The organism is Massilia phyllosphaerae, assembly GCF_034659755.1.
In the GTDB taxonomy this organism is placed as follows: Bacteria; Pseudomonadota; Gammaproteobacteria; order Burkholderiales; family Burkholderiaceae_D; genus Telluria; species Telluria phyllosphaerae.
In genome coordinates, this window is the sequence record NZ_JAXSQX010000001.1 from 1,078,680 (window position 1) to 1,099,356 (window position 20,677).

Annotated in this window: 18 protein-coding genes; 1 reads left to right on the forward strand and 17 read right to left on the reverse strand. The window is 68.2% G+C overall.

Annotated features, from left to right (window positions below; genetic code table 11):
- Nucleotides 1–24 precede the first annotated feature (24 nt).
- The 11 genes from U1H99_RS04755 to U1H99_RS04805 all read right to left on the reverse strand — a co-directional run bounded on the left by U1H99_RS04755 (nucleotide 25) and on the right by U1H99_RS04805 (nucleotide 12,097).
- Nucleotides 25–1,062, reverse strand: coding sequence for an SDR family oxidoreductase (locus U1H99_RS04755; protein ID WP_323140592.1), 1,038 nt, complete (start codon nucleotides 1,060–1,062; stop codon nucleotides 25–27).
- 90 nt (nucleotides 1,063–1,152) lie between these two features.
- Nucleotides 1,153–2,010 (reverse strand): glutathione-dependent disulfide-bond oxidoreductase, encoded by an 858-nt coding sequence (gene yghU, locus U1H99_RS04760; RefSeq protein ID WP_323140593.1) that lies wholly within the window; start codon nucleotides 2,008–2,010, stop codon nucleotides 1,153–1,155.
- 85 nt (nucleotides 2,011–2,095) lie between these two features.
- Nucleotides 2,096–3,190 carry a protein-glutamate methylesterase/protein-glutamine glutaminase gene (locus U1H99_RS04765; RefSeq protein ID WP_375341583.1) on the reverse strand — a complete coding sequence of 365 codons (1,095 nt, stop codon included), beginning with the start codon at nucleotides 3,188–3,190 and terminating at the stop codon, nucleotides 2,096–2,098.
- 4 nt (nucleotides 3,191–3,194) lie between these two features.
- Entirely contained in the window at nucleotides 3,195–4,016 is an 822-nt protein-coding gene (locus tag U1H99_RS04770; protein WP_323140594.1) for a CheR family methyltransferase, read from the reverse strand.
- Nucleotides 4,017–4,036: 20 nt separating this feature from the next.
- On the reverse strand, nucleotides 4,037–4,552 hold the full coding sequence (locus U1H99_RS04775) for a chemotaxis protein CheW (protein ID WP_323140595.1): 516 nt from the start codon (nucleotides 4,550–4,552) through the stop codon (nucleotides 4,037–4,039).
- Nucleotide 4,553: 1 nt separating this feature from the next.
- Nucleotides 4,554–6,491 (reverse strand): HAMP domain-containing methyl-accepting chemotaxis protein, encoded by a 1,938-nt coding sequence (locus tag U1H99_RS04780; protein ID WP_323140596.1) that lies wholly within the window; start codon nucleotides 6,489–6,491, stop codon nucleotides 4,554–4,556.
- A gap of 18 nt (nucleotides 6,492–6,509) precedes the next feature.
- On the reverse strand, nucleotides 6,510–8,147 hold the full coding sequence (locus tag U1H99_RS04785) for a methyl-accepting chemotaxis protein (RefSeq protein ID WP_323140597.1): 1,638 nt from the start codon (nucleotides 8,145–8,147) through the stop codon (nucleotides 6,510–6,512).
- Between the two features lie 14 nt (nucleotides 8,148–8,161).
- A complete protein-coding gene (locus U1H99_RS04790) occupies nucleotides 8,162–10,225 on the reverse strand; it encodes a chemotaxis protein CheA (protein ID WP_323140598.1) in 2,064 nt (687 codons plus the stop codon).
- Entirely contained in the window at nucleotides 10,222–10,521 is a 300-nt protein-coding gene (locus U1H99_RS04795) for an STAS domain-containing protein (RefSeq protein WP_323140599.1), read from the reverse strand. Before U1H99_RS04795 ends, U1H99_RS04790 begins: the two co-directional genes overlap by 4 nt.
- 53 nt (nucleotides 10,522–10,574) lie before the next feature.
- Nucleotides 10,575–10,943, reverse strand: a complete 369-nt coding sequence (locus U1H99_RS04800; RefSeq protein ID WP_141832729.1) for a response regulator — start codon at nucleotides 10,941–10,943, stop codon at nucleotides 10,575–10,577.
- Between the two features lie 8 nt (nucleotides 10,944–10,951).
- Nucleotides 10,952–12,097, reverse strand: coding sequence for a methyl-accepting chemotaxis protein (locus U1H99_RS04805; RefSeq protein WP_323140600.1), 1,146 nt, complete (start codon nucleotides 12,095–12,097; stop codon nucleotides 10,952–10,954).
- A 257-nt stretch (nucleotides 12,098–12,354) separates the two neighbouring features.
- Between U1H99_RS04805 and U1H99_RS04810 the strand changes: the two genes are divergently transcribed.
- Nucleotides 12,355–12,930 (forward strand): hypothetical protein, encoded by a 576-nt coding sequence (locus U1H99_RS04810; protein ID WP_323140601.1) that lies wholly within the window; start codon nucleotides 12,355–12,357, stop codon nucleotides 12,928–12,930.
- A gap of 175 nt (nucleotides 12,931–13,105) precedes the next feature.
- On the opposite strand, the gene U1H99_RS04815 is transcribed toward U1H99_RS04810, so the two are convergent.
- The 6 genes from U1H99_RS04815 to U1H99_RS04840 form a co-directional block, all read right to left on the reverse strand.
- Nucleotides 13,106–13,462: a tetratricopeptide repeat protein gene (locus U1H99_RS04815; RefSeq protein WP_323140602.1), complete on the reverse strand. Its 357-nt coding sequence runs from the start codon at nucleotides 13,460–13,462 to the stop codon at nucleotides 13,106–13,108.
- A 19-nt stretch (nucleotides 13,463–13,481) separates the two neighbouring features.
- Nucleotides 13,482–16,361, reverse strand: a complete 2,880-nt coding sequence (locus U1H99_RS04820; RefSeq protein WP_323140603.1) for an Hsp70 family protein — start codon at nucleotides 16,359–16,361, stop codon at nucleotides 13,482–13,484.
- 6 nt (nucleotides 16,362–16,367) lie between these two features.
- Nucleotides 16,368–18,218: an Hsp70 family protein gene (locus U1H99_RS04825; protein WP_323140604.1), complete on the reverse strand. Its 1,851-nt coding sequence runs from the start codon at nucleotides 18,216–18,218 to the stop codon at nucleotides 16,368–16,370.
- Nucleotides 18,219–18,235: 17 nt separating this feature from the next.
- A complete protein-coding gene (locus U1H99_RS04830) occupies nucleotides 18,236–18,832 on the reverse strand; it encodes a DUF2760 domain-containing protein (protein ID WP_323140605.1) in 597 nt (198 codons plus the stop codon).
- Nucleotides 18,833–18,911: 79 nt separating this feature from the next.
- Nucleotides 18,912–19,385: a type VII toxin-antitoxin system HepT family RNase toxin gene (gene hepT / locus U1H99_RS04835; RefSeq protein WP_323140606.1), complete on the reverse strand. Its 474-nt coding sequence runs from the start codon at nucleotides 19,383–19,385 to the stop codon at nucleotides 18,912–18,914.
- Between the two features lie 33 nt (nucleotides 19,386–19,418).
- On the reverse strand, nucleotides 19,419–20,672 hold the full coding sequence (locus U1H99_RS04840; protein ID WP_323140607.1) for a putative Na+/H+ antiporter: 1,254 nt from the start codon (nucleotides 20,670–20,672) through the stop codon (nucleotides 19,419–19,421).
- Nucleotides 20,673–20,677 lie beyond the last annotated feature (5 nt).

Consider the following 20,677-nt stretch of genomic DNA (forward strand, 5'->3'; position numbering starts at 1 on the left):
CAAACGGCGGTGCCGTCAAACGGCTTACGGGAAACCCGCGCCCCCGGTCACACCATACACCTGGCCGGTGGTGTACGACGATTCGCTTGATGCCAGGTTGACGTAGGCGCCAGCCAGTTCGCCCGGCTGGCCCGGCCGTTTCAGCGGCGAATCCGCACCGAATTTCTCCAGCCCTTCCTGGGTCTGACCGCCGGTCACTTGCAGCGGCGTCCAGATCGGACCCGGCGCCACCGCGTTCACGCGGATGCCTTTCTCGGCCAGCTGCTTGGCCAGTGCCTTGACGAACGCCACCTGCGCCGCCTTGGTCGAGGCATAGGCCAGCAGGTTGGGTGAGGGATCGTAGGCCTGGACCGAGGCCGTCACGATGATGCTGCTTCCTTGCGGCATCAGCGGCACCGCCGCCTTGACGATCCAGAACATCGCATACAGGTTGGTCTTGAAGGTCTGGTCCATCTCGGCCGTCGACAGGTCGAGGATGGAGGGCAGCGATTGCTGGCGCGCGGCGTTGCTGACCAGGATGTCGAGGCCGCCGAGCTGTCTGGCGGCATCCGCCACCAGCTTCTTGCAGAAGTTCTCGTCGCGCAGGTCGCCGGGAATCAGTACCGCCTTGCGGCCGGCCTGGCGGATCAGGTCCGCGACTTCGCGCGCATCCGGCTCCTCGGCCGGCAGGTAGTTGATGGCGACGTCGGCGCCTTCGCGCGCATAGGCGATGGCGGCGGCGCGGCCCATGCCGGAATCGCCGCCGGTGATCAGCGCACGGCGCCCGGTCAGGCGGCCGCTGCCTTTATACGTGGTTTCGCCATGGTCGGGACGCGGCGTCATCTTGCTCGCCAGGCCAGGCCACTCCTGCTTCTGGCGCTGGAACGGCGGCTTCGGATAGGGGGGCGGGGTCAGTGGACGGGGCGGGTTGGTGGCGGGTGCGCCCGCCTGCGCCTGGCCCAGGCCGGGGGCGAGGGCGGCACCGCCGGCGATGCCGGCTGCCACCGTGCCGACGAAGCGGCGGCGCGAGGATTGGACGCTGTCGTCCGCTTTGCCGTCGGGCTTGTCGTTTTGCGAATCCATTGTTCGGTACTCCTGATAATCGACTGATAATGAACAAATGCTAACGTCAATCGATATCAGGGTGCGTTCGCTAGACGCCAGGAAACACGATCAATCCAGATCCGACGCGTCGTGGCGTTCCGGCACTTGGGTCGCCGGGTCGCCGCGCACGCCGTTCACGCGGCGGCCGCGCTGGACGGCCGGGCGGGCGGCGACTTCGTCGGCCCAGCGGCGGATCTGCTGGTAGTTGTGCACCGACAGGAACTCGGCGGCGCCATACAGCTCGCCCAGCACCAGGCCGCCGTACCACGGCCAGATCGCCATGTCGGCAATGGTGTACTCGTCGCCGGCGATGAAGCGGCGCTCGGCCAGCAGGCGGTCCAGCACGTCGAGCTGGCGCTTGGTTTCCATCGCGTAGCGGTTGATCGGGTATTCCAGCTTTTCCGGCGCGTAGGCAAAGAAGTGGCCGAAGCCGCCGCCCACGAAGGGCGCCGAGCCCATCTGCCACATCAGCCAGTTGAAGGTTTCGGTACGCGCCACCAGGTCCTTCGGCAGGAAGGCGCCGAACTTCTCGGCCAGGTAGACCAGGATCGAGCCGGATTCGAACACGCGCACCGGGGTCTCGCCGCTGCGGTCGAGCAGCGCCGGAATCTTGGAGTTCGGGTTGATGTCGACGAAGCCGCTGCCAAACTGGGCGCCTTCGCCGATCTTGATCAGCCAGGCATCGTATTCGGCGCCGCCATGGCCGGCCGCCAGCAGCTCTTCCAGCATGATGGTGACCTTCTGGCCGTTCGGGGTGCCGAGCGAATACAGTTGCAGCGGATGCTTGCCGACCGGCAGTTCCTGCTCGTGGGTGGCGCCGGCGACCGGGCGGTTGATGCTGGCGAAGGCACCGCCGGTCTGGGTGGCGGGCGACCAGACGCGCGGTGGGACGTAGGGCGTGAAGGGATTGGCGCTGTTGCCGGACATTGTGTTCTCCTTGTGTGAATGCTATCGAGGAGACGATGATGCCGGAAAATCGGCAGGCTTGCCGGAAGCGGAACTTCCGCCGGGCTCAGCGCGCCGCCAACTGCTGCAGGATCTCGCGGTGGATCGACGTCAAGGGCACGCTCTTTTCGACCGCGCCGCGCTTCACCGCTTCCTTGGGCATGCCGTAGACCACGCAGCTGTCCTCGTCCTGGGCCACGGTGCGCGCGCCGGCCTTGCGCATCTCGAGCAGGCCGGCGGCGCCGTCGTCGCCCATGCCGGTCATGATGATGCCGAGCGCGTTGGCGCCGGCCTGGCGCGCCACGGAGCGGAACAGCACGTCCACCGAGGGCCGGTGGCGGTTCACCAGCGGGCCGTCGATCACGTCGGCGTAATACTGGGCGCCGTCGCGCCGCAGCAGCATGTGGCGGCCGCCGGGGGCGATCAGCGCGCGGCCGGGCAGCACGCGGTCGCCGTGGCGCGCTTCGCGCACCTCGATCTGGCAGAGTTTATTCAGCCGCTCGGCAAACGCGGCGGTGAATTTTTCCGGCATGTGCTGGACAATGACGATGCCCGGCGTCACGCGCGGCAGCGCCGTCAATACTTCTTCTAGCGCCAGCGTGCCGCCGGTGGAGGTGCCGATCGCGACCACCCGCTCGGTGGTTCGCAGCGGCGCGCGCGTGTCCACGGCCGGCGCCAGGATGGCGTCGGCGCTCAGTTTCGCCGCCGGCGCCGGTGCTGCCTGCAGGGCCGCGCGCGCGGCCAGGCGCCGCACGTTGACCTGGGCGGCGGCGCGCACCGCGGCCACCAGTTCGTCCGCGCTCTCGGTCAGGAAGTCCTTCAGGCCCAGCTTGGGCTTGGTGATGATGGAGACCGCGCCGGCCGCCATGGCCGCCATCGTGGTCTCGGCGCCCTTGTCGGTCAGCGTCGAGCAGATCACGACCGGCGTCGGGCGCTCGGCCATGATCTTTTTCAGGAAGGTGATGCCGTCCATGCGCGGCATCTCGACGTCGAGCACGATCACGTCCGGCCACTGCTGCTTCATGCGCTCGATCGCCAGCAGCGGGTCGGCCACGGCGTGCAGCAGGCGGATGCCGGGCGCGCTCTCCAGCATCGTGCCCAGCACCTTGCGCACGACGGCCGAGTCGTCCACCACCAGCACCTTGATCTCGTTCAGCGGCATGCGTTCAACCCGGTTTGCGGTACACCGACGGCATCACCGAATGCAGGCTGTCGTTGATGTCCTGCAGGCTCTCGGAATGGCCGATGATGAAATGGCCGCCGGGCTTCAGGCGCGCGACGACGCGCGCGACCACCTGGCGCTTGGTGTCGCCGTTAAAGTAGATCATCACGTTGCGCAGGAAGATGGCGTCGTAGCTGCCGAGATCCCCCGGCAGGTCGGTGTTCAGGTTGACCTGGCGGAAGCGCACGCGCTGGCGCAGGGCGCGCTCGACCAGCAGCGTGCCCTGCTGCTCGCGGATCCCTTTCAGGCAGTAGCGGCGCAGGTACGCGTGCGGCAGGTGGCTGGCGCGCTCCATCGGGTAGTGCCCGGTGCGGGCGCGCTGCAGCACGCGGGTGCTGATGTCGGACGCGGTGATCTCCCAGGGCGCGTCGCCCAGCACGTCGGCCAGCACCATCGCCATGCTGTACGGCTCCTCGCCGGACGAGCAGGCCGCGCTCCAGACGCGGAACGGCGATCCCGCGCGCAGGGAAGGGCGGGCGCTCTCCGCCGCCTGGCGCAGCAGGTCGAAGTGGCGCGCCTCGCGGAAGAAATAGGTCTCGTTGGTGGTGAGCAGGTCGACCGCCTGCTGCACTTCCTCGGGATGCGTGCCGTCGCTCAGCAGGCGGAAATAGGCGTCGTAGGTCGGCAGGCCGTAGTGCTGCAAACGCTTGGCCAGGCGCCCGCTGACCAGCGCCTTTTTCGAATCGGACATCGTGATGCCGGCGATGTCGAAGATGAAGCGCTGGAAGCTGGCGAACTCGCTGCCGCTGATGGTGTGCTGTTGCATGGCGCGCTCGAGCCGATGCGTCAGGCCGCGGCCAGGTCGGTGGAGGACAGCTCCGGCAAGCCCTCGATCCTGAGCACCTGTTCCACGTTCAGCAGGATCACGAACTTGCCGTTCACCTTGCCCATGCCGGCGATGAAGTCGCCGCGGATGCGGGTGCCGAACGAGGGCGCTGGTTCGATCTCGGCCGCCGGGATATCGAGCACCGCGCTGACCGCGTCGACGACCACGCCGGTGACCTGGCGCTCGCCCTCGAGGTCCAGCTCGACGATCACGATGCAGGTGCGCTTGCCCGGCACCGCCGGGGGACGGCCGAAGCGCGCCGCCAGGTCCATTACCGGCACCACCGCGCCGCGCAGGTTGATCACGCCGCGGATCGAGGCCGGCATCATCGGCACCTCGGTGACGCTGCCGAATTCGATGATCTCCTTGACCGCCATGATGCCGATGCCAAACGATTCGCCGCCCAGCATGAAGGTCAGGTATTGCGCCGGCGCGCTGGCGTCCGTCTTGGCGTGCTTGTCGATGTCGCTGTTCATGTCAGAAATGGGTGAAGTTGGTTTCGTCCAGCTCGCCCTGGGTGGCGAAGCTGTCGGCCAGGCGCAGGGTGCTGCCGCCGGTGCTGCTGCTACGGCTGCGGGCAGGGTGCGCCGGCGCCGTGCGCGGTACGGCCGCCAGGCGCGCGCGCGGGGCTGCATGCGCGACGCGGAAGAAGGCCATCGCCTGCTGCAGTTGCTCGGCCTGGCTGCTCATCTCTTCGGCGGTCGCCGCCAGCTCTTCCGAACTGGATGCATTCATCTGCGTGGTCTGGTTCATCTGGCCGACGGCGGCATTGATCTGGCCGACGCCGGACGACTGCTCTTCTGAAGCCGCCGTGATCTCCTGCACCAGGTCGGACGTCTTGCGGATGTTCGGCACCATGCGGTCGAGCAGGGCGCCTGCGTGTTCGGCCAGTTCGACGCTGCTGGTCGCGACTTCGCCGATTTCCTGCGCCGCCACCTGGCTGCGCTCGGCCAGCTTGCGCACTTCGGCCGCCACCACCGCAAAGCCCTTGCCGTGTTCGCCGGCGCGCGCCGCTTCGATCGCCGCGTTCAGCGCCAGCAGGTTGGTCTGGTAGGCGATGTCGTCGATGATGCCGATCTGTTTCGCAATCTGCTTCATCGCGGTGACGGTGGCTTTCACCGCTTCGCCGCCTTCGGCCGCTTCGCGCGCTGCCTGCGAGGCCATGCCGTCGGTGACGCGGGCATTCTCGGTGTTCTGCGAGATCGATGCGGTCATCTGTTCCAGCGAGGCGCTGGTTTCCTCGACGCCGGCCGCCTGTTCGGACGCCGCCTGCGACAGCGATTGCGCGGTGGCGCTGACTTCCTCGGAGGCCGAGGCCAGGGACTGCGCGCCGCTGTTCACTTCGCCGACCACGTGGGCCAGCTTGTCCATGGTCGAATTCGAATAGTCCTTCAGCTTGGCGAAGGCGCCCTGGTAGTCCTTGTCGATGCGCTTGGTCAGGTCGCCTTCGGACAGCGCCGACATCACACGCACCACGTCGTCGATGCTGGCGCCGGTGGTGGTGACCAACTGGTTCAAGCCGTCGCCCATGTCCTTCTGGAAGCCCTGCAGCCCGGCGGTGTCGATGCGCTGGCCGAAATCGCCGCGGTTGGCGGCTTCCACCACGGCGCGCTGGCCGGCGATCACCTGGCGCAGCTTGCCGACCATCTGGGCCACGGCCGCCAGCATGCTGTCGCTGTCGCCCTTGCGGGTGACGACGTCGGCCGATAGGTCGCCCGCCGAGATGCGCTTGAGCAGGTCGGCCGCGTAGGCCGGCTCGCCGCCCAGCAGGCGCGTGATCGACAGCGTGATCCACAGTGCCATTGCGATGGCGAAGGCGACCGCCACCGCGCCCAGCACCGTCATGCTGCGGCGCGCGGCCAGGTATTCGGCATTGGCTTCCTGGACCGAGGTTTCCATCCGCTGGCTCTGGTAATCGATCAGCTGGCGCAGCGATTCGATGTAGGCGGCCTGGGTGGCGTCGATCTTGTTGGCCAGCAGCGCGCGTGCCTCTTCCTGCTTGCCCTCGGTGGCGAGGCGGATGAACTCTTCCTGGAAGCCGCGGTAGCGGGTGCGCGCTTCCAGCATCGCGCGCAGCAGCTCCTTGCCCTTGGCCGAGGCGATGTTTTGTTCGAGCTTGCCGATGTGGGTGACGATCGAGGCCTTGGCGCCATCGATCGTGGCCAGTTCGCGGCGCACCACGGCCGGATCGGTGGCGATGGTCACGTTGCGCATCGACAGGGCGATCTGCTGGATGTCGCCGATCAGGGTGTAGCTCCACACGACTTTCGGGTACTTGTCCTTGGCCAGCTCGTCGACGTTGTCGCTGACGTCGGCCAGGCGGCTGATGCCGAGCACGATGATGGCCAGCAGCAGCAGGCTGCTGATGCCGAACGCCAGACCCAGGCGCACGCTGATTTTCAGGTTCCGTAACATGGCATTCCCAGTGAGAGGTTAGAAGCGGGTGAAATTGCTTTCGTCGGGGCCGATTTCGGCGGCGAAAGCCGGGTTCTGCATGGCGATGCTGGCGCGCTTCGGCGCTGGCGGCGTGCGCAGCGGCGGCGCGCGGCGGGCAGGAGGCTGGGTGCCGCCGCCGGCGCCCAGGCGGAAGAAGGCCATCGCCTGCTGCAGCTGCTCGGCCTGGCTGCTCATCTCTTCGGCCGTTGCCGCCAGCTCTTCCGAACTGGACGCGTTCATCTGCGTGGTCTGGCTCATCTGGCCGACGGCGGCGTTGATCTGGCCGACGCCGGACGACTGCTCTTCCGAAGCCGCCGTGATCTCCTGCACCAGGTCGGACGTCTTGCGGATGTTCGGCACCATGCGGTCGAGCAGGGCACCTGCGTGTTCGGCCAGTTCGACGCTGCTGGTCGCGACTTCGCCGATTTCCTGCGCCGCCACCTGGCTGCGCTCGGCCAGCTTGCGCACCTCGGCCGCCACCACCGCGAAACCCTTGCCGTGCTCGCCGGCACGCGCCGCCTCGATCGCCGCGTTCAGCGCCAGCAGGTTGGTTTGATAAGCGATGTCGTCGATGATGCCGATCTGCTTGGCGATCCGCTTCATCGCGGTGACAGTGGCTTTCACCGCTTCGCCGCCTTCGGCCGCTTCGCGCGCCGCCTGCGAGGCCATGCCGTCGGTGACGCGGGCATTCTCGGTGTTCTGCGCGATCGAGGCGGTCATCTGTTCCAGCGAAGCGCTGGTTTCCTCGACGCCGGCCGCCTGCTCGGACGCCGCCTGCGACAGCGACTGCGCGGTGGCGCTGACTTCCTCGGAAGCCGAGGCCAGCGACTGGGCGCCGCCGTTCACTTCGCCGACCACGTGGGTCAGTTTTTCCACCATGTTCTTCATCGCGGCCAGCAGCAGGCCGGCTTCGTCGCGGCTGGTCGCCTTGATGTCCACGGCCAGGTCGCCGGCGGCCAGGCTGTCGGCGGCCTGCACCGCCTGGCGCAGCGGCCGGGTGACGGACAGGGTGATCAGGGTCGCCACCAGCACGGCCAGCAGCGCGGCGCCGGCCGTGATGCCGATCACCAGCTGGCGCGTCTCGTCGTAGGTCTTGGCGGCCTGCTGCGCGAGGGCGTCCATCTTGTCGGCCTGGTGCTTGGCCAGCGCGCCGGCGGCTTCGGTCAGTGCGCGGTCGGCTGGCACCAGTTGCTTGCTGATATATTCCGCTGCGCGCTGGCGTTCGCCGCGCACCATGCCGTAGACCTGGGCATACATCGGCTCCAGTGCCGCATTGGCGTCGACGATCTCCTTCAACAGCTTCTTGCCGCCCTCGCTGGCAACCACCTTGGTCAGCTCGGCGATGCCGGCCTGGATGTTGGCGCGCGCTTTCTCGGTCTGCTTGCGATAGCGCTCGACCTCGGCTTCGTCGACGGCCAGCAGCATCCCGCGCATCTGGCGCGGCACGTCGGCGGCGTCGCGGATCAGGTCCTTGGCCAGCACGACCTTCGGGTAGGCGTCCGTCGTGATGCCCACGGTGGCTTGGTTCATCGACGCCATGCGGTCGATGCCGAGCACGGCGGTCGCCAGCAGCAGCAGCAGCAGGGCGCCGAAGCCGAGGCCGAGGCGGATGCCGATTTTCAGGTTCTTAAGCACGGTGGCTCTCCAGGTCAGATAGTGTTGAATGTTGATAGTTGGTGTTCGTTCTCGACGTCGTGCAGCAGCGCTGCCATGTCGAGGATCAGCGCGACGTCGCCGTTGCCGAGGATCGAAGAACCGGACAGGAAGCGCGCGCCGGCAAACACCTTGCCGAGCGGCTTGATCACGGTCTGGAACTCGCCCAGCAGGCTGTCGACGACCAGGCCGGCCCGGGTGCTGCCGTAGCGCACCACCACGATGCTGCGCCGGCGCGCCGGTGCGCCGCCGATGCGGAAGCGTTCGCGCAGGCGCACGAAGGGCAGCGGGCTGCCGCGCAGGTCGACATAGTCATGGCCGGGCGCTCCTCCCTCGAGCTCGCGGAACTCGATGCATTCCTCGACCATCTCCATCGGGATCACGAACACCGACTTGCCGACCCCGACCTGGAAGCCGTTGATGATGGCCAGCGTCAGCGGTAGGCGCACGGTGACTGTAGTGCCGGCGCCTTCGCTGCTGGCGATGTCGACGCTGCCGCGCAGCGCCAGGATGTTGCGCTTGACGACGTCCATGCCGACCCCGCGGCCGGACAGGTTGGTCACCTGCTCGGCGGTCGAGAAGCCGGGTTCGAAGATCATGCCGAAGATCTCCTTGTCGCTGTAGCCGCGGCCCGGTTCGGCCAGGCCGCGCTCGAGCGCCTTGGCCAGGATGCGTTCGCGTTTCAAGCCGCCGCCATCGTCGGACACTTCGATCACGATGCTGCCGGACTCGTGGTAGGCGTTCAGCGCCACCGTGCCGTGCGCCGGTTTTCCGCGCGCCACACGTACGTCGGCAGGCTCGATGCCGTGGTCCATCGCGTTGCGCACCAGGTGGGTCAGCGGGTCGCCGATCTTTTCGACGACGGTCTTGTCCAGCTCCGCGTCCTCGCCATTCACCTGCAGGCGGATGTCCTTGCCCAGTTCGCGCGAGACGTCGTGCACCACGCGCTGGAAGCGGTTGAAGGTGGCGCCGATCTTGACCATGCGCAGCTGCAGCGCGCTGTCGCGCACTTCTTCGACCAGGCCGGACAGGGTCGAGGTGCACTCGAGCAGATCGGCGATCTGGGTGCGGCGCGCCACCAGGTTGGCGCTGGCGCCGGCGATGATCAATTCGCCGACCAGGTCGATCAGGCGGTCGAGCTTGTCGGCGTCGACGCGCACCGAGCGCTTTTCCTGTTTCTGGCTCTGGCGCGCGGGGGCGGCGTTGGTACTCTCGGTGGCACTGTCGGCGACCGGTGCGGCTGCCGGCGGTACCGGCACTGGCGCGGGAGCCAAGGCAGGGGCAGGGGCGAGGGCGGGGGCGGGAGCTTCGGGTGCGGCCTGCGCCGCGATGGCGATCTCGCAGTCGTCGCGCACGAAGTCGAACACGCCGTCGATCGTGGCCAGGTCTGCGCTGCTGGCAAAGCCGATCTCGAAGCCGAGGTAGCAGGATTCCGGATCGAATTCGTCGGCGGCGGGCAGGCGCTCGTCCAGCGTGGCGATGCCGGTGATGCTGCCCAGCTGGCCCAGATAGCGGATGAAGGAGAGCGGGTCCATGCCGTTGCGCATGGTGTCGGCGCCGAAGCGCAGCGAGATCTTCCATTGCTGCAGGGCAGCCGGCGCTGTCTCGGCCACAGCGGCGCCCATAGCGGCAGCCGCTGCCGGCGCCTGAGCCTGCGGACCGTCCAGGTAAGCCTGCAGCGCCGCGACCAGCGGTGCGCCGGCGGCGCCGAGGCGGGTGTCGCCGTCGAGCGTGCCGGCTTCCACCGCGTCGACCAGGGTAGCGATATGGTCGCAGCAGGCCAGCAGCAGCGTCACCAGGTCGTCGCCGACGGCGACGGCGCCGTCGCGCACCTTGTCCAGCACACTCTCGGCGACATGGGTGAAATCGACCAGCGGGTCGAGGCCGAACATGCCGGCCGAGCCCTTGATCGTATGGGCGGCGCGGAAGATCGCATTGATCCCGTCCTCGTTATCCGCGTCTGCGCCATCGCGGCCGATGGCCAGCAGCGCGTCCTCCATCTGCTCGAGCAGCTCGCGGCTCTCGGCGATGAAGGTGTGCATCACCTGGTCGAGATTCATGCCGCTGCTCCTTCGAAGTCGATGTCGAGCAGCGCGAATACCTCGCGCACGGCGGGACTGGCGCCGGCGACCTGCAGCGGCTTGCCCAGGCGCTGCGCTTCGCGGCGCGCCACCAGCAGCAGCTGCAGGCCGGCGCTGTCGAATTCGGTGACGGCGGACAGGTCGAGCGCCGGCGCATCAGCCGTGCGCACGGCATCCAGCAGCACGGGCTTGAGCTCCGCGGCGCGATAGATCGTCAGCTCGCCTTCGACCGCCAGGCATGCGGCGGTCCCTTGGCCTGGTTCGCCAATACTCATGAGTTCTCCGGGAAAGCCGGCCTGCGCCGGCGGCAGAATGCGGAAGCGGCCGTTCAGGCCATGGTCAGTTTCTGGACGGCGGCCAGCAGCGCTTCGGGCTTGAACGGCTTGACCATCCAGGCGCGTGCGCCGGCGGCCTTGCCCTGTTCCTTCTTGTCTTCCTGCGATTCGGTGGTGAGCATCAGCACCGGCGTGAACTTGTAGGCGGGGCGGGTCTTCAGTTCGCGCACGAAGCTGATGCCGTCCATGTTCGGCATGTTGACGTCGCTGATGATCAGGTTGACCTTCTGGCCGGTCAGCTTGGCCAGCGCGTCCTTGCCGTCGCTGGCTTCGAAGACGTCATAGCCGGCCTGCTTGAGTGCGATGCCGACGACCTGGCGGATCGAGATCGAATCGTCCACCACCATAATGGTTTTTGCCATGCTTGTTCCTAGAAAAAGGTGAGTTCTTCAGCCTGCTGGTGCTGCTGTTTTTGCGGCTGCGGCAGGGTGTCGCGCCCGTGCAGCGTGCGTTCTTCGGCCATCGCGTAGGTGCTTTCCAGTTCGGCCAGCAGCCCGCGTGGGTCGAGCGGCGGCAGCGCCGCGCCGGTGTGCTGCGCGTGTTCGTCGAGGTAGGACGGCAGGCGCGCGATGTTCTGCTGGACGTGCGACAGGATCTGGCTGACGCGGTCCTGGAACTGCAGCTGCATCAGCGCGTCCGACACTTCGGCCTGGATGCCGCTGCTTTCGCGCTGCAGCAGGTCGGACGACTGGACCAGCGCATCGGTGATGCCGCGGAACGAGGACAGCACCTTGCCGATCACGGCTTCGGACGCCTGCGCGGCGCGCTGTTCCTCGCGGCTGGATTCGCCGGCCGCCTGCGAGGTGGCGCCGATCGCGGTGCTGATCTGGCCGACCTGCTGGGCAATCTGCTTGCCGATGTCGGCGGAGCGGTTGGACAGCATGCGCACTTCGCCCGCGACGACGGCAAAGCCGCGTCCCGCCTCGCCGGCGCGCGCCGCCTCGATCGCGGCGTTCAGCGCCAGCAGGTTGGTCTGCCAGGCGATGCTGGCGACGTCGGCCGCCATCTTCTGCAGCTGGACCGTGATCTCCTGCAGGCCTTCGATCTTGTGCAGCATCTGCTGCTTGCTGGCGGCGGCGCCGGCCAGCATGTCGAGCAGCGAACGCAGTTCCTTCTCGCTGGCGGCGGACACCTCGACGATGCTGCCGCCTTCATGGCTGCGCGCCGCGCCGGACGCGGCCAGCGCCTGCTCGAGCTTCATGACGATGCTGGAGAAGCGCCCGACCAGCGCCACTACCGCGGTTTCCATCTGGGTGCGCGACGCGTCGATATGCGAAGCCCAGACCGTGGCCACCTGCTCGCCGAAGTACCGGCGGCTGGCCAGGTAGTCGTCTGGCGAGGCAGCGGCGGCACCGGCGGCCGGCGCGAACACGGCTGCGGCGGCGCCTGCCGCCAACAACACGGCAGCGATCAGCCAGCCGTGCCACTGCCAGCCGGCCAGCGGCACGATGGCGCAGGCGGCGGCCAGTGCCATGAACAGTGGGTAATAGAAGTGCAAGGGGCGTTGGCGGATCACGCGGCGCTCCGTAGTGAATGTGTTCATCGTCAGGGGGGGGCAAACAGAGCGGTGCCGTCCTGGATACGGCAATGATTGCTGGCGTAATTGTTGCCTGACTGCATGATTACAGATATAGTTGCCACAGCGCAAGGGTTAAGCCCACAATTTGTGATGGCGCGGTCGAATAAACCACAAATCACTTTGTCCGAGCCTAAGCTGTTGTTAATATTGATTTTCCTTATGTCAATACTGCACTGGCAGGGCAATCAAATCCCATGAACGATTTCGAAAAGTTTGCTTGCACCGAGATCAGCAATGCCCTGGCGCGCATCGATGCCGCGGCCGTGCCGGATATCTATGCGCTGTCCTTCTTCGTGGACGATGTCGACGGCGATCCGCGCTATCCCTGGTTCCAGCTCGGCTATAACACGCGTGCGCAGGCGGCGGCATCCACAGCGCCGGCTGCGTCCGATGCGGCCGAGGCGAAGTGGAATTTTGCGTTCTGGCTGCAAAACGAACTGGCCTTCATCGGCGAACCCGGGACCGAAGGCAGGGAGCTATTGGAGCGCGCCCTCAAGGCCGAGGGCCTTTGGTATTCGGATGAAGAGGAAGCGGGCGACTTCGAACGCTGCATGCTGGTCGCCGACAGGATCACGGCGTATTTTGTCGACGCTTGCGTACGGATTGCCCAGGCCTTGCATGCGTCCGGGACCATCGAGGAGCGGTTCGGACATCCCGTGCCCATCATCGTGCACGAGCTGGAGTACTACGAGCAGATCGCGACGCAGACGCAGGCAGCGAATCCGCCGGGACTGGCGCAGGAATTCGTGGACTGGGTGGTCAAGGGCTAGTGCCGGCGGTCGCGTACAAGGTGATGTAGATCACGGCAAGGTCTTCGGCAAGCTTGCGCCGGGCTTCCGGGATCGCCTCCCGCAAGCGCGCTACCGATGCGTCGATGTCACGCGTGATCGTGGCATCGTCGTGGTCGATGGTCGCCTGGGCACGATATGCAGCCTGCGCGCAGCGTTACCAGGCATAGGCTTCGATCTTGTTGTGCACCGTGCCTTTGCCGTCCTCATAGGCGGAGGCCAGGTGCCATTGCGATTCCGCTTCGCCCATCGTTGCGGCGTCGCGCCAGAGCGCAACCGCGCGGACCGCATCCGCATCGCCGCCCAATCCCTGGAACAGCAAGAAACCGAGATTGTTGTAAGCCTCGGGCACGCCTTGCGCGACCGCATGGCTCCACTGCTGGCGGGCTTCGGTGTAATTCTTGGCGCGGTAGGCGTCGACGCCGAGGTTGTATGCCTTGACGTTCTCGGACTGTGCCGTCGCCTGCAGAGACAAGGCCAGGAGCAGGGCCAGGACGGCGGTTTTCTTCAGCATGGTGTCATTCCGGTCGTAGTCAGCGCAGCAGCTTCAAACCCGGCGGCAGCGCATCGCCGAACATGCGCGTGGCGCTGGCCTGGTCGAGTTCCACCACCTCGCGCACCATCGCGCTCCAGTTGGCCGGTGCGCCGCCGGCGCCCAGCTTCTGCAGCACCTGCTCGCGCAGCGGTTCATCTATATCGCGCGAGCGGTCGCCGGTCTTGCGCGCGATGTGGGCGGCGGCAAAGCCGGCCGGTTCGATGCGTTTCCAGTCCAGTTTCAGGAGTTCGCCCAGCCAGCGTGCGGCGGCGTCCGGCGGCGCCACTTCGTGCGCGCTGCCGTGCAGCGACTGGCGCGTGCCGACGCGGGCCAGCGCCCACAGGTAGCGCGCGTAGGTGGCGGCGGCTTTCGGGTCGGGTTTCGGGGCCGGCGGGATCGCCAGGATTTGCCCCAGCATCCAGTCGCCGATCTCGGCCTTGTAGGCGGACGGAATGCGTTCCAGCGAGGCGCCCAGGCGCAGCATGTCGTCTTCGCTGCCGTCGACCAGCGTGACCGGGCGTTTGGCCCGTTCGCTTGGCTCGGCCTGCAGGTTGAAGGCGAAGTCGTCGAGCAGGCGCAATTGCGCTTCGGTCGAGAGGCCGCCGGCCACGCGCCGCCACAGCGTCCACCATTCGGCGCGCACTTGACTATCCTTGTAATACTGGACGCCGGCCGGGAACAGTGCCCACAGCTGCTCGATGCGCCAGGCGTCGAGCGGATGGCCGAAGCCGGGGCGCAGGCACCAGCCGGCCAGGTTGAGCCAGACGCGTTCGTGTTCGGGCGATCGGCGCCGGCCCTTGGCGCGCTCCATCAGCGCGTCGAACAGGCGCCGCAGCAGCGGCGTCTCCCAGCGCTCGCGGCTGCCCAGCAGGTGTTCGAGCGTGGCGCGCAGCTGGCGCACTTCGCGCGCGTCGACCTGCTGGTTGCGGCTGCCGAAGATGCGGTCGACGTGGCTTAGGGCATCGTCCAGGCGCGGCGGCAGGGCAGCGTCGTCCGCGCCTTCGGGCGGATCGGCGTCGTCCTGCGCGCGCAGCTGGAACTCCAGCCGCCAGCGCTGGCCGCTGCCGTCTTCGGCCACGCAATGCATGTCGAGCGTGCCGACCTCGGACAGCGAGGCGGCCAGCTGCACCGGAATCTCGGTCGCTGCGGCACTCGTCCCCGAGCCGCCGCGCACGGCCTTGTCGCGCGCGCGCAGCACGGTGGCAATCGCCGGCAGGCGCACCACCTCGGGTGGATCGAGATCGACCAGGTCGCCGGCCTGTGCCGCGGCGCTCACTGACGACACCAGGTGGAAGCGCACCGGCCGCCCCAGGCGCAGCGCGAAGCTGCGTTCCGACAGCAGCACCTCGCTGCCGGCGGCGGCGCCGCGCGGCAGGATGCAGACCGCGCGCAGTTTGTCGTCATGGGGCTTGTCGTCCAGCAGCAGGTAATACGTGCGTGCCGAACCGCTCTCGATGGCCGGTGCGGCGCCTTGGCGCGCCAGCGAATAGGCGACGGCGCCGCGTGCCACGGCCACGTCCGGGTCGAGGTTGTGCAGCACGCGCACCGGCGCGCCGCGCCAGCTTGCGAGCACCTCGGCCAGGCGCCGCGCCAGGGCTGCGCCGCGGAACACGCCGCCGTTGAGCAACAGCGTATCTGGCACCGGCAGCGGCACCGGCAGCGCCGTATCGTCGGCAGGCAGGCCCAGTGCCTCGCGCGCGGCGTGCGCGTGCTGGCGCAGGAAGCCGGCCAGGTGGCGCGTGACGGCCGGATCGCTGGCATAGGGCAGGCCGAACTCGACGATGCCGGCACGCGCGCGCTGGGCGGACTCCTGTTCGGGGTTCATTGGGAAGAAGCCGTCCAGCACGATGGCTTGCACGTCCGCGCGCGTCAGCTGGGCCGTGCGGCTGGCGCCGATCAGGCGCGAACCGGCGCCGAGCAGGGTGACGCCGACCTGCTCGGGCGCATTCGGGTCATCCGCCAGCAACTGCTCCTTGGCGGCGCGGCAGCGCTCCGTCAATTGCGCCAGGCGTACGCTGGACAGGCGCTGGCCGTCGGCGCCGCCGAGCCGCGACTCGGTTAAACGTGATTCGGCCAGGTGGGCCAGGGCCAGGTCCATGTTGTCGCCACCCAGGATCAGGTGGTTGCCGACGCCAATGCGGGTGAGCGCCGGTTCGCCGTCGATCAGCTCGACCTTGACCAGGCTGAAGTCGGTGGTACCGCCGCCGACGTCGGCCACCAGCACCAGGCGCGATCCGGCCAGTTCTTGATTCAGCGCTGCCCGGTGGCGATGGAGACAGTCGTACAGCGCCGCTTGCGGTTCTTCCAGCAGGCGCAGGGTGGGCAGGCCGGCCAGCCTGGCGGCTTCCAGCGTCAGCGCGCGCGCGCCTTCGTCGAAGGAAGCGGGAATCGTCAGGACGATGCGCTGGTCCTGCAGCGGGTGAGCGGGGAAGCGCGCATTCCAGGCCGCGCGCAGGTAAGACAGGTAGCCGGCGCTGGCGGCCAGCGGCGAAATCTTCGGGACCTCGTCGGGCGCGCCCCAGGGCAGGATGGGCGCCGTGCGGTCGACCCCCGGGTGGGACAGCCAGCTCTTGGCAGACGCAACTAACCGACCGGGCGTCTGGGCGCCCAATATGCGCGCCAGGCGGCCAACCACGGCATCGCGGATGCCGGCCGGGTCGGCCGGCTGCCACGACAGCTGCAGCTCGCCGGCCGCGAGTTCGCCCTCGGCCGGGTGGTAGCGTACCGAGGGTAGCAGCGGCGCGGCGGCCACTTCGCCGGGCGCCACCAACTGGTCGACCGCGAAGGTCTCGACCTCGGTGGCACCCGGGGCGGCATATGCCAGCACCGTGTTGGTGGTGCCGAGGTCGATGCCGACGAGATAAGTGGAGGCGTCCACTCTGGGTTACTGGGCGTCAGGCGCGTTGCGGACGTCGAACTCCACCTTCCAGCGCTGGCCCTCGCGCGAGACCGCGACCAGTTCCAGCGTGCCGGACTCGGTGGCCAGCGCATGCAGCTTGACCTGGACCACGTCGCCCGGCGTGCGGCCTTCGGCAGGCAGGTCGGCGTGGATTTCGTTCAGTTCCTGCAGCTCGTCCGGACCCCAGAACTCGAGCACGTCACCGCTGCGGTCCTGGCGCCGGGTGGTCGAGCCGAAGAAGCGGAACGCGACCGGCTCGCCCACCACCAGGCCGAATTCCTGGCCCGGCAGTTCCAGCTCGCTGCCTTCTTCCATGCCGAACGGCGCCACGCACAGGGCCGTGATCGGCGGTTCCATGCCGGGGATGGCCGGCATCGACGATTCCACGCCGACGTAGTAGGAGCGCGCCGTGCCGCCGCGGATGCGCACGCCGCCGCCACGGCGCGCATAGTTGTAGTAGGCGGCGCCGCGCGCCACGGCCAGGTCGAGGTCGGCGCCTTCCAGCATGCGCGCGGCTGGCGCGCCTTCCATGTACAGCCAGTCGTTGATGGTGTCCATCACGCGCTGCGCCAGGATGTCGGACTTGAACACGCCGCCGTTGAACAGCACCGCGCTCGGGTGCAGGAAGGTGTGCTCCGGATCGACCTGGCCATGGAAGCCCTGCAGCTCGGCGGTGGCGCCGGCCTGGCGCGCCAGGAAGGCGGCCAGGTGGCGCGTGACCGCCGCATCCTGCGCGTAGGGCAGGCCGATCTGGGTCAGGCCGGCGCGGGTGCGCACGGCCGGACGCGCGCTGGCTTCCACGCGCGGGAAGAAGCCGTCGGTGATGAAGGCGGTGACTTCGTCGCGCGTCAGCTCGGTGCGGATCGAGCCGCCGATGAGTTTCGAGCCGCGGCTCGGCACCACGATCGGCCAGGCGGCCGCGTTGGCGTCGGCCAGCAGGTGTTCCTTGGCGCCGCGGCAGGCGTAGGTGAGGGCGCGCATCTGCCAGGCGTCGAGCTGGGTGCCATTCGCCTGCAGCTTGCGCGCGACCAGGTGGGCCAGGGCCAGGTCCATGTTGTCGCCACCCAGCAGGATGTGGTCGCCGACCGCAACGCGGTGTGGTTCCAGGTTGCCGTCGCGTTCCAGGATCGCGATCAGCGAAAAGTCGCTGGTGCCGCCGCCGACGTCGACCACCAGCACGATGTCGCCGGCTTTCACTTGCTTGCGCCAGGCGCCGCCGCTGCCCTGGATCCAGCTGTACAGGGCCGCTTGCGGCTCTTCCAGCAGGGTCGGGCTGCCGTAGCCGGCGTTGCGCGCCGCTTCGGCGGTGAGTTCGCGCGCGGCCGGGTCGAACGACGCCGGAATCGTCACGGTGACGGCCTGCTGCTCGAACGGCGCGTACGGGTACGCTGCGTTCCAGGCCTGCTTCAGGTGCTCGAGGTAGCGCGTGGAGGCCGTCAATGGCGAGACGCGCTCGACTTCTTCCGGCGCGTCGGTCGGCAGGATGGCGGCGCGGCGGTCCACGCTCGGGTGGCTCAGCCAGCTCTTGGCCGAGGACACCAGGCGGATCGGGGTGCCGGCGCCGCGCGAACGTGCCATCTCGCCGACCACCGGCGCGGCCATGCCGTCGGTCCAGGGCAGGGCCAGCTCGCCCGGCGCCAGTTCGTCCGGGTGCGGCAGGTACATGAAGGAAGGCAGCAGCGGCAGCGCCTCGACGGTGCCGGGGCCGCTCAGCTGTGGGACCGCCAGCACGCCCTGGTCGGCCTTTTCGCCGTCGCTGGCCTGCAGGTCGACCCAGGACAGGGCGCTGTGGGTGGTGCCGAGGTCGATGCCGATGGCATAGCGAGCATTCGACATGTTATTCACTGAGTCGTTCACAGTTCCACCTCCGCCGGGGCCAGGATGCGGGCATCGTGCTGTTCGGCCAGCTGCGGCAGGCGCACGTCCGCGACGCGCCAGCCGCGGTGGTTCAGCACGCCGGTGAACGGCGCCTTGCCGACCACGTTGCCGGTCAGGCGCACGCTGGCGGCGTCGAAGCCTTCCGGCAGCGTGACGCGCGCGCCTTCGTTTTCGCTGCGCACCGGTTCGATCGTGAAGTGCTCGCGCAGCACGCGTGCGCAGCCTTCGTGCACGACGCGCGCGGCGGCGCCGATGTCGGCGTCGGCATAGGCCGCGATGTTTTCGTTGGCAAAGTCGATCAGGCGCGCTTCACGCTGCAGCAGGGCCAGCAGCTGCATGGCGGCGTCGGGCGTGGCCACGCGCAGCGTGACCGGCGCTGGTGCCGGTGCCGGTGCGGCGGCAGGGACTGGAGCGGGTGCAGGGGCCGGAGCGGGTGCCGGTGCGGCGACCGGGCCGACCTGGTCGTCGCGCACGCGCGCGGCGAATTCGGCGTCGCCGAGGGTCTTGAAAAGGGCGCCAAAGGCGAGGGAAAGCCTGCTCCAGAAGGAAGGCAGAGAGGTCGGTTGGCTCATGTTCTTGTGATATCCGTAGCTAATCCATCAAAGCGCGCATCATACCAGTTGAACAAATAAATTGAGCGGCATCGACCGCTCAGATCGACGGATCGCCGGCCGGCTTGCCATCCCCGGTCCCTGGATCGCCCTGGGCCGCCAGCGCCGTGGCCCCCGTCATCAGCGCACGCGCATAGGCATCGAACTCGTCCAGCCCGCGCTTGATGATGGCCACCAGTGCCGGCAGCGGCGCCGCCTGGTAGTCCCATTCGGCGCGGCAGAATTCGCCGGTGCGTTTCAGGTCTTCGGCCAGCGCCGCCTCGATCCAGCCGTGCTCGGCCAGCAGCGTGATCACCTCGCGCTCGTCCTGGGCCGGGCCGAGGTCGAGGCTGCCCAGCACGTAGTCGCCCATTTCCACCGCCGCTTCCCAGGCGCGGATCACGTTGAGCGTGGCCGCATCCTGGCGCGTGATGTCGCCGACAAAGGTGGTCGGGTCCTTTTCGTATTCGTCGCGGGCACGCTTGCAGCAGCGCTCGATGGTGCCCATTTTGCTGACCAACAGATCGTTGTCCATGCCTGTCCTCGGTGGTTGATTTCGATGCCTACCTTACAACAGGAACATCGCGGCCGCCGCACAAGTGGGGGGAAGCGCCCCCAGCAGCAGGCCGACGGCCCCGATCGACTCCTCGTTGAAGCCGCGCCGCAGCAGCGCGGCACCGGCCGGATTCGGCGCGTTGGCGATCACGGTCAGCCCGCCGCCGCCCACCGCGCCGGCCACCAGCATGTAGCGTTCGTGCTCTGACAAGCCGGAAATCAGGGACCCGAGATAGGTCAGGGCGGCATTGTCGGTAACCGCGGTGAGGCCCAGCGCGCCGAAGAACAGCTTGGTGGCGCCGAGGCTGGAGACGATCGGCTGCAGCCACCATTGCTGCATCCCGCCCAGCACCACCAGTCCGGCCAGGAAAAAGCCGACCAGCAAACCTTCCTTCAGTACCAGCGGGTCCTGGTAGCGCGCATACGCCTGGGTAAAACCGAGGAACAGCAGGAACAGGCCGACGAACAGCACCGGATGGTGGGCCAGCAGCACCACCGCCGCCAGGAAGCCGAGGTGGATCAGCGCCACCAGCGGTGGCACCTTGACCGGCGATTCGCCGTCGACCGAGGCATCGAACGAGCGCAAATGCGGCCGCAGCAGCAGGGTGACGATGCTGGCGTTGAACAGCACCGCCACCAGCGCGCGCCAGCCGAAGTGCCGCAGCATGTGGGCGCTGTCCCAGCCCCAGGGGCCGGTCACCATCAGCACCGGCGGCGCGGCGTAGGCGGTGAGCGTGCCGCCGATCGACACGTTCACGAACAGCACCCCCAGTGCCCCGTACTTCAGCCACTCGGGCATCCCCGGACGGAACACGGTGGGCGCCAGCATCAGCGCCGCCAGCGTCATCGCGGCCGGCTCGGTGATCAGCGAACCGGCCAGCGGCACCAGCGCCAGGCCGAGCCAGGCCTGCGCCACTTCGTTGCGGACCGGCGCCGCGCGTGCAAGCAGGCGTACCAATGCGCGCGCTGTCTCCAGCACCGGCCGCGAGGCGGCCACCACCATCACCACGAACACGAACAGCGGCTCGGTATAGCTGCGCGACTCGGCGTAATCGATGGCGGCGGCGCTGCCGTCGACGAAGGCCATGAACAGCATCAGGATGGCGGCCCAGAAGCCGAACACGACCTCGACCTCGCCTAACAGATGGAACAGCCCGGCATGCCGCGGGTGGCGGTGGGCCAGGTATTCGAACAGGTACGTCGAGAAGGTATGGATCAGGGCGATGAGGAACAGGACCAGGCCGATTTTTTGCATGGCGGTGGTCATGGGGC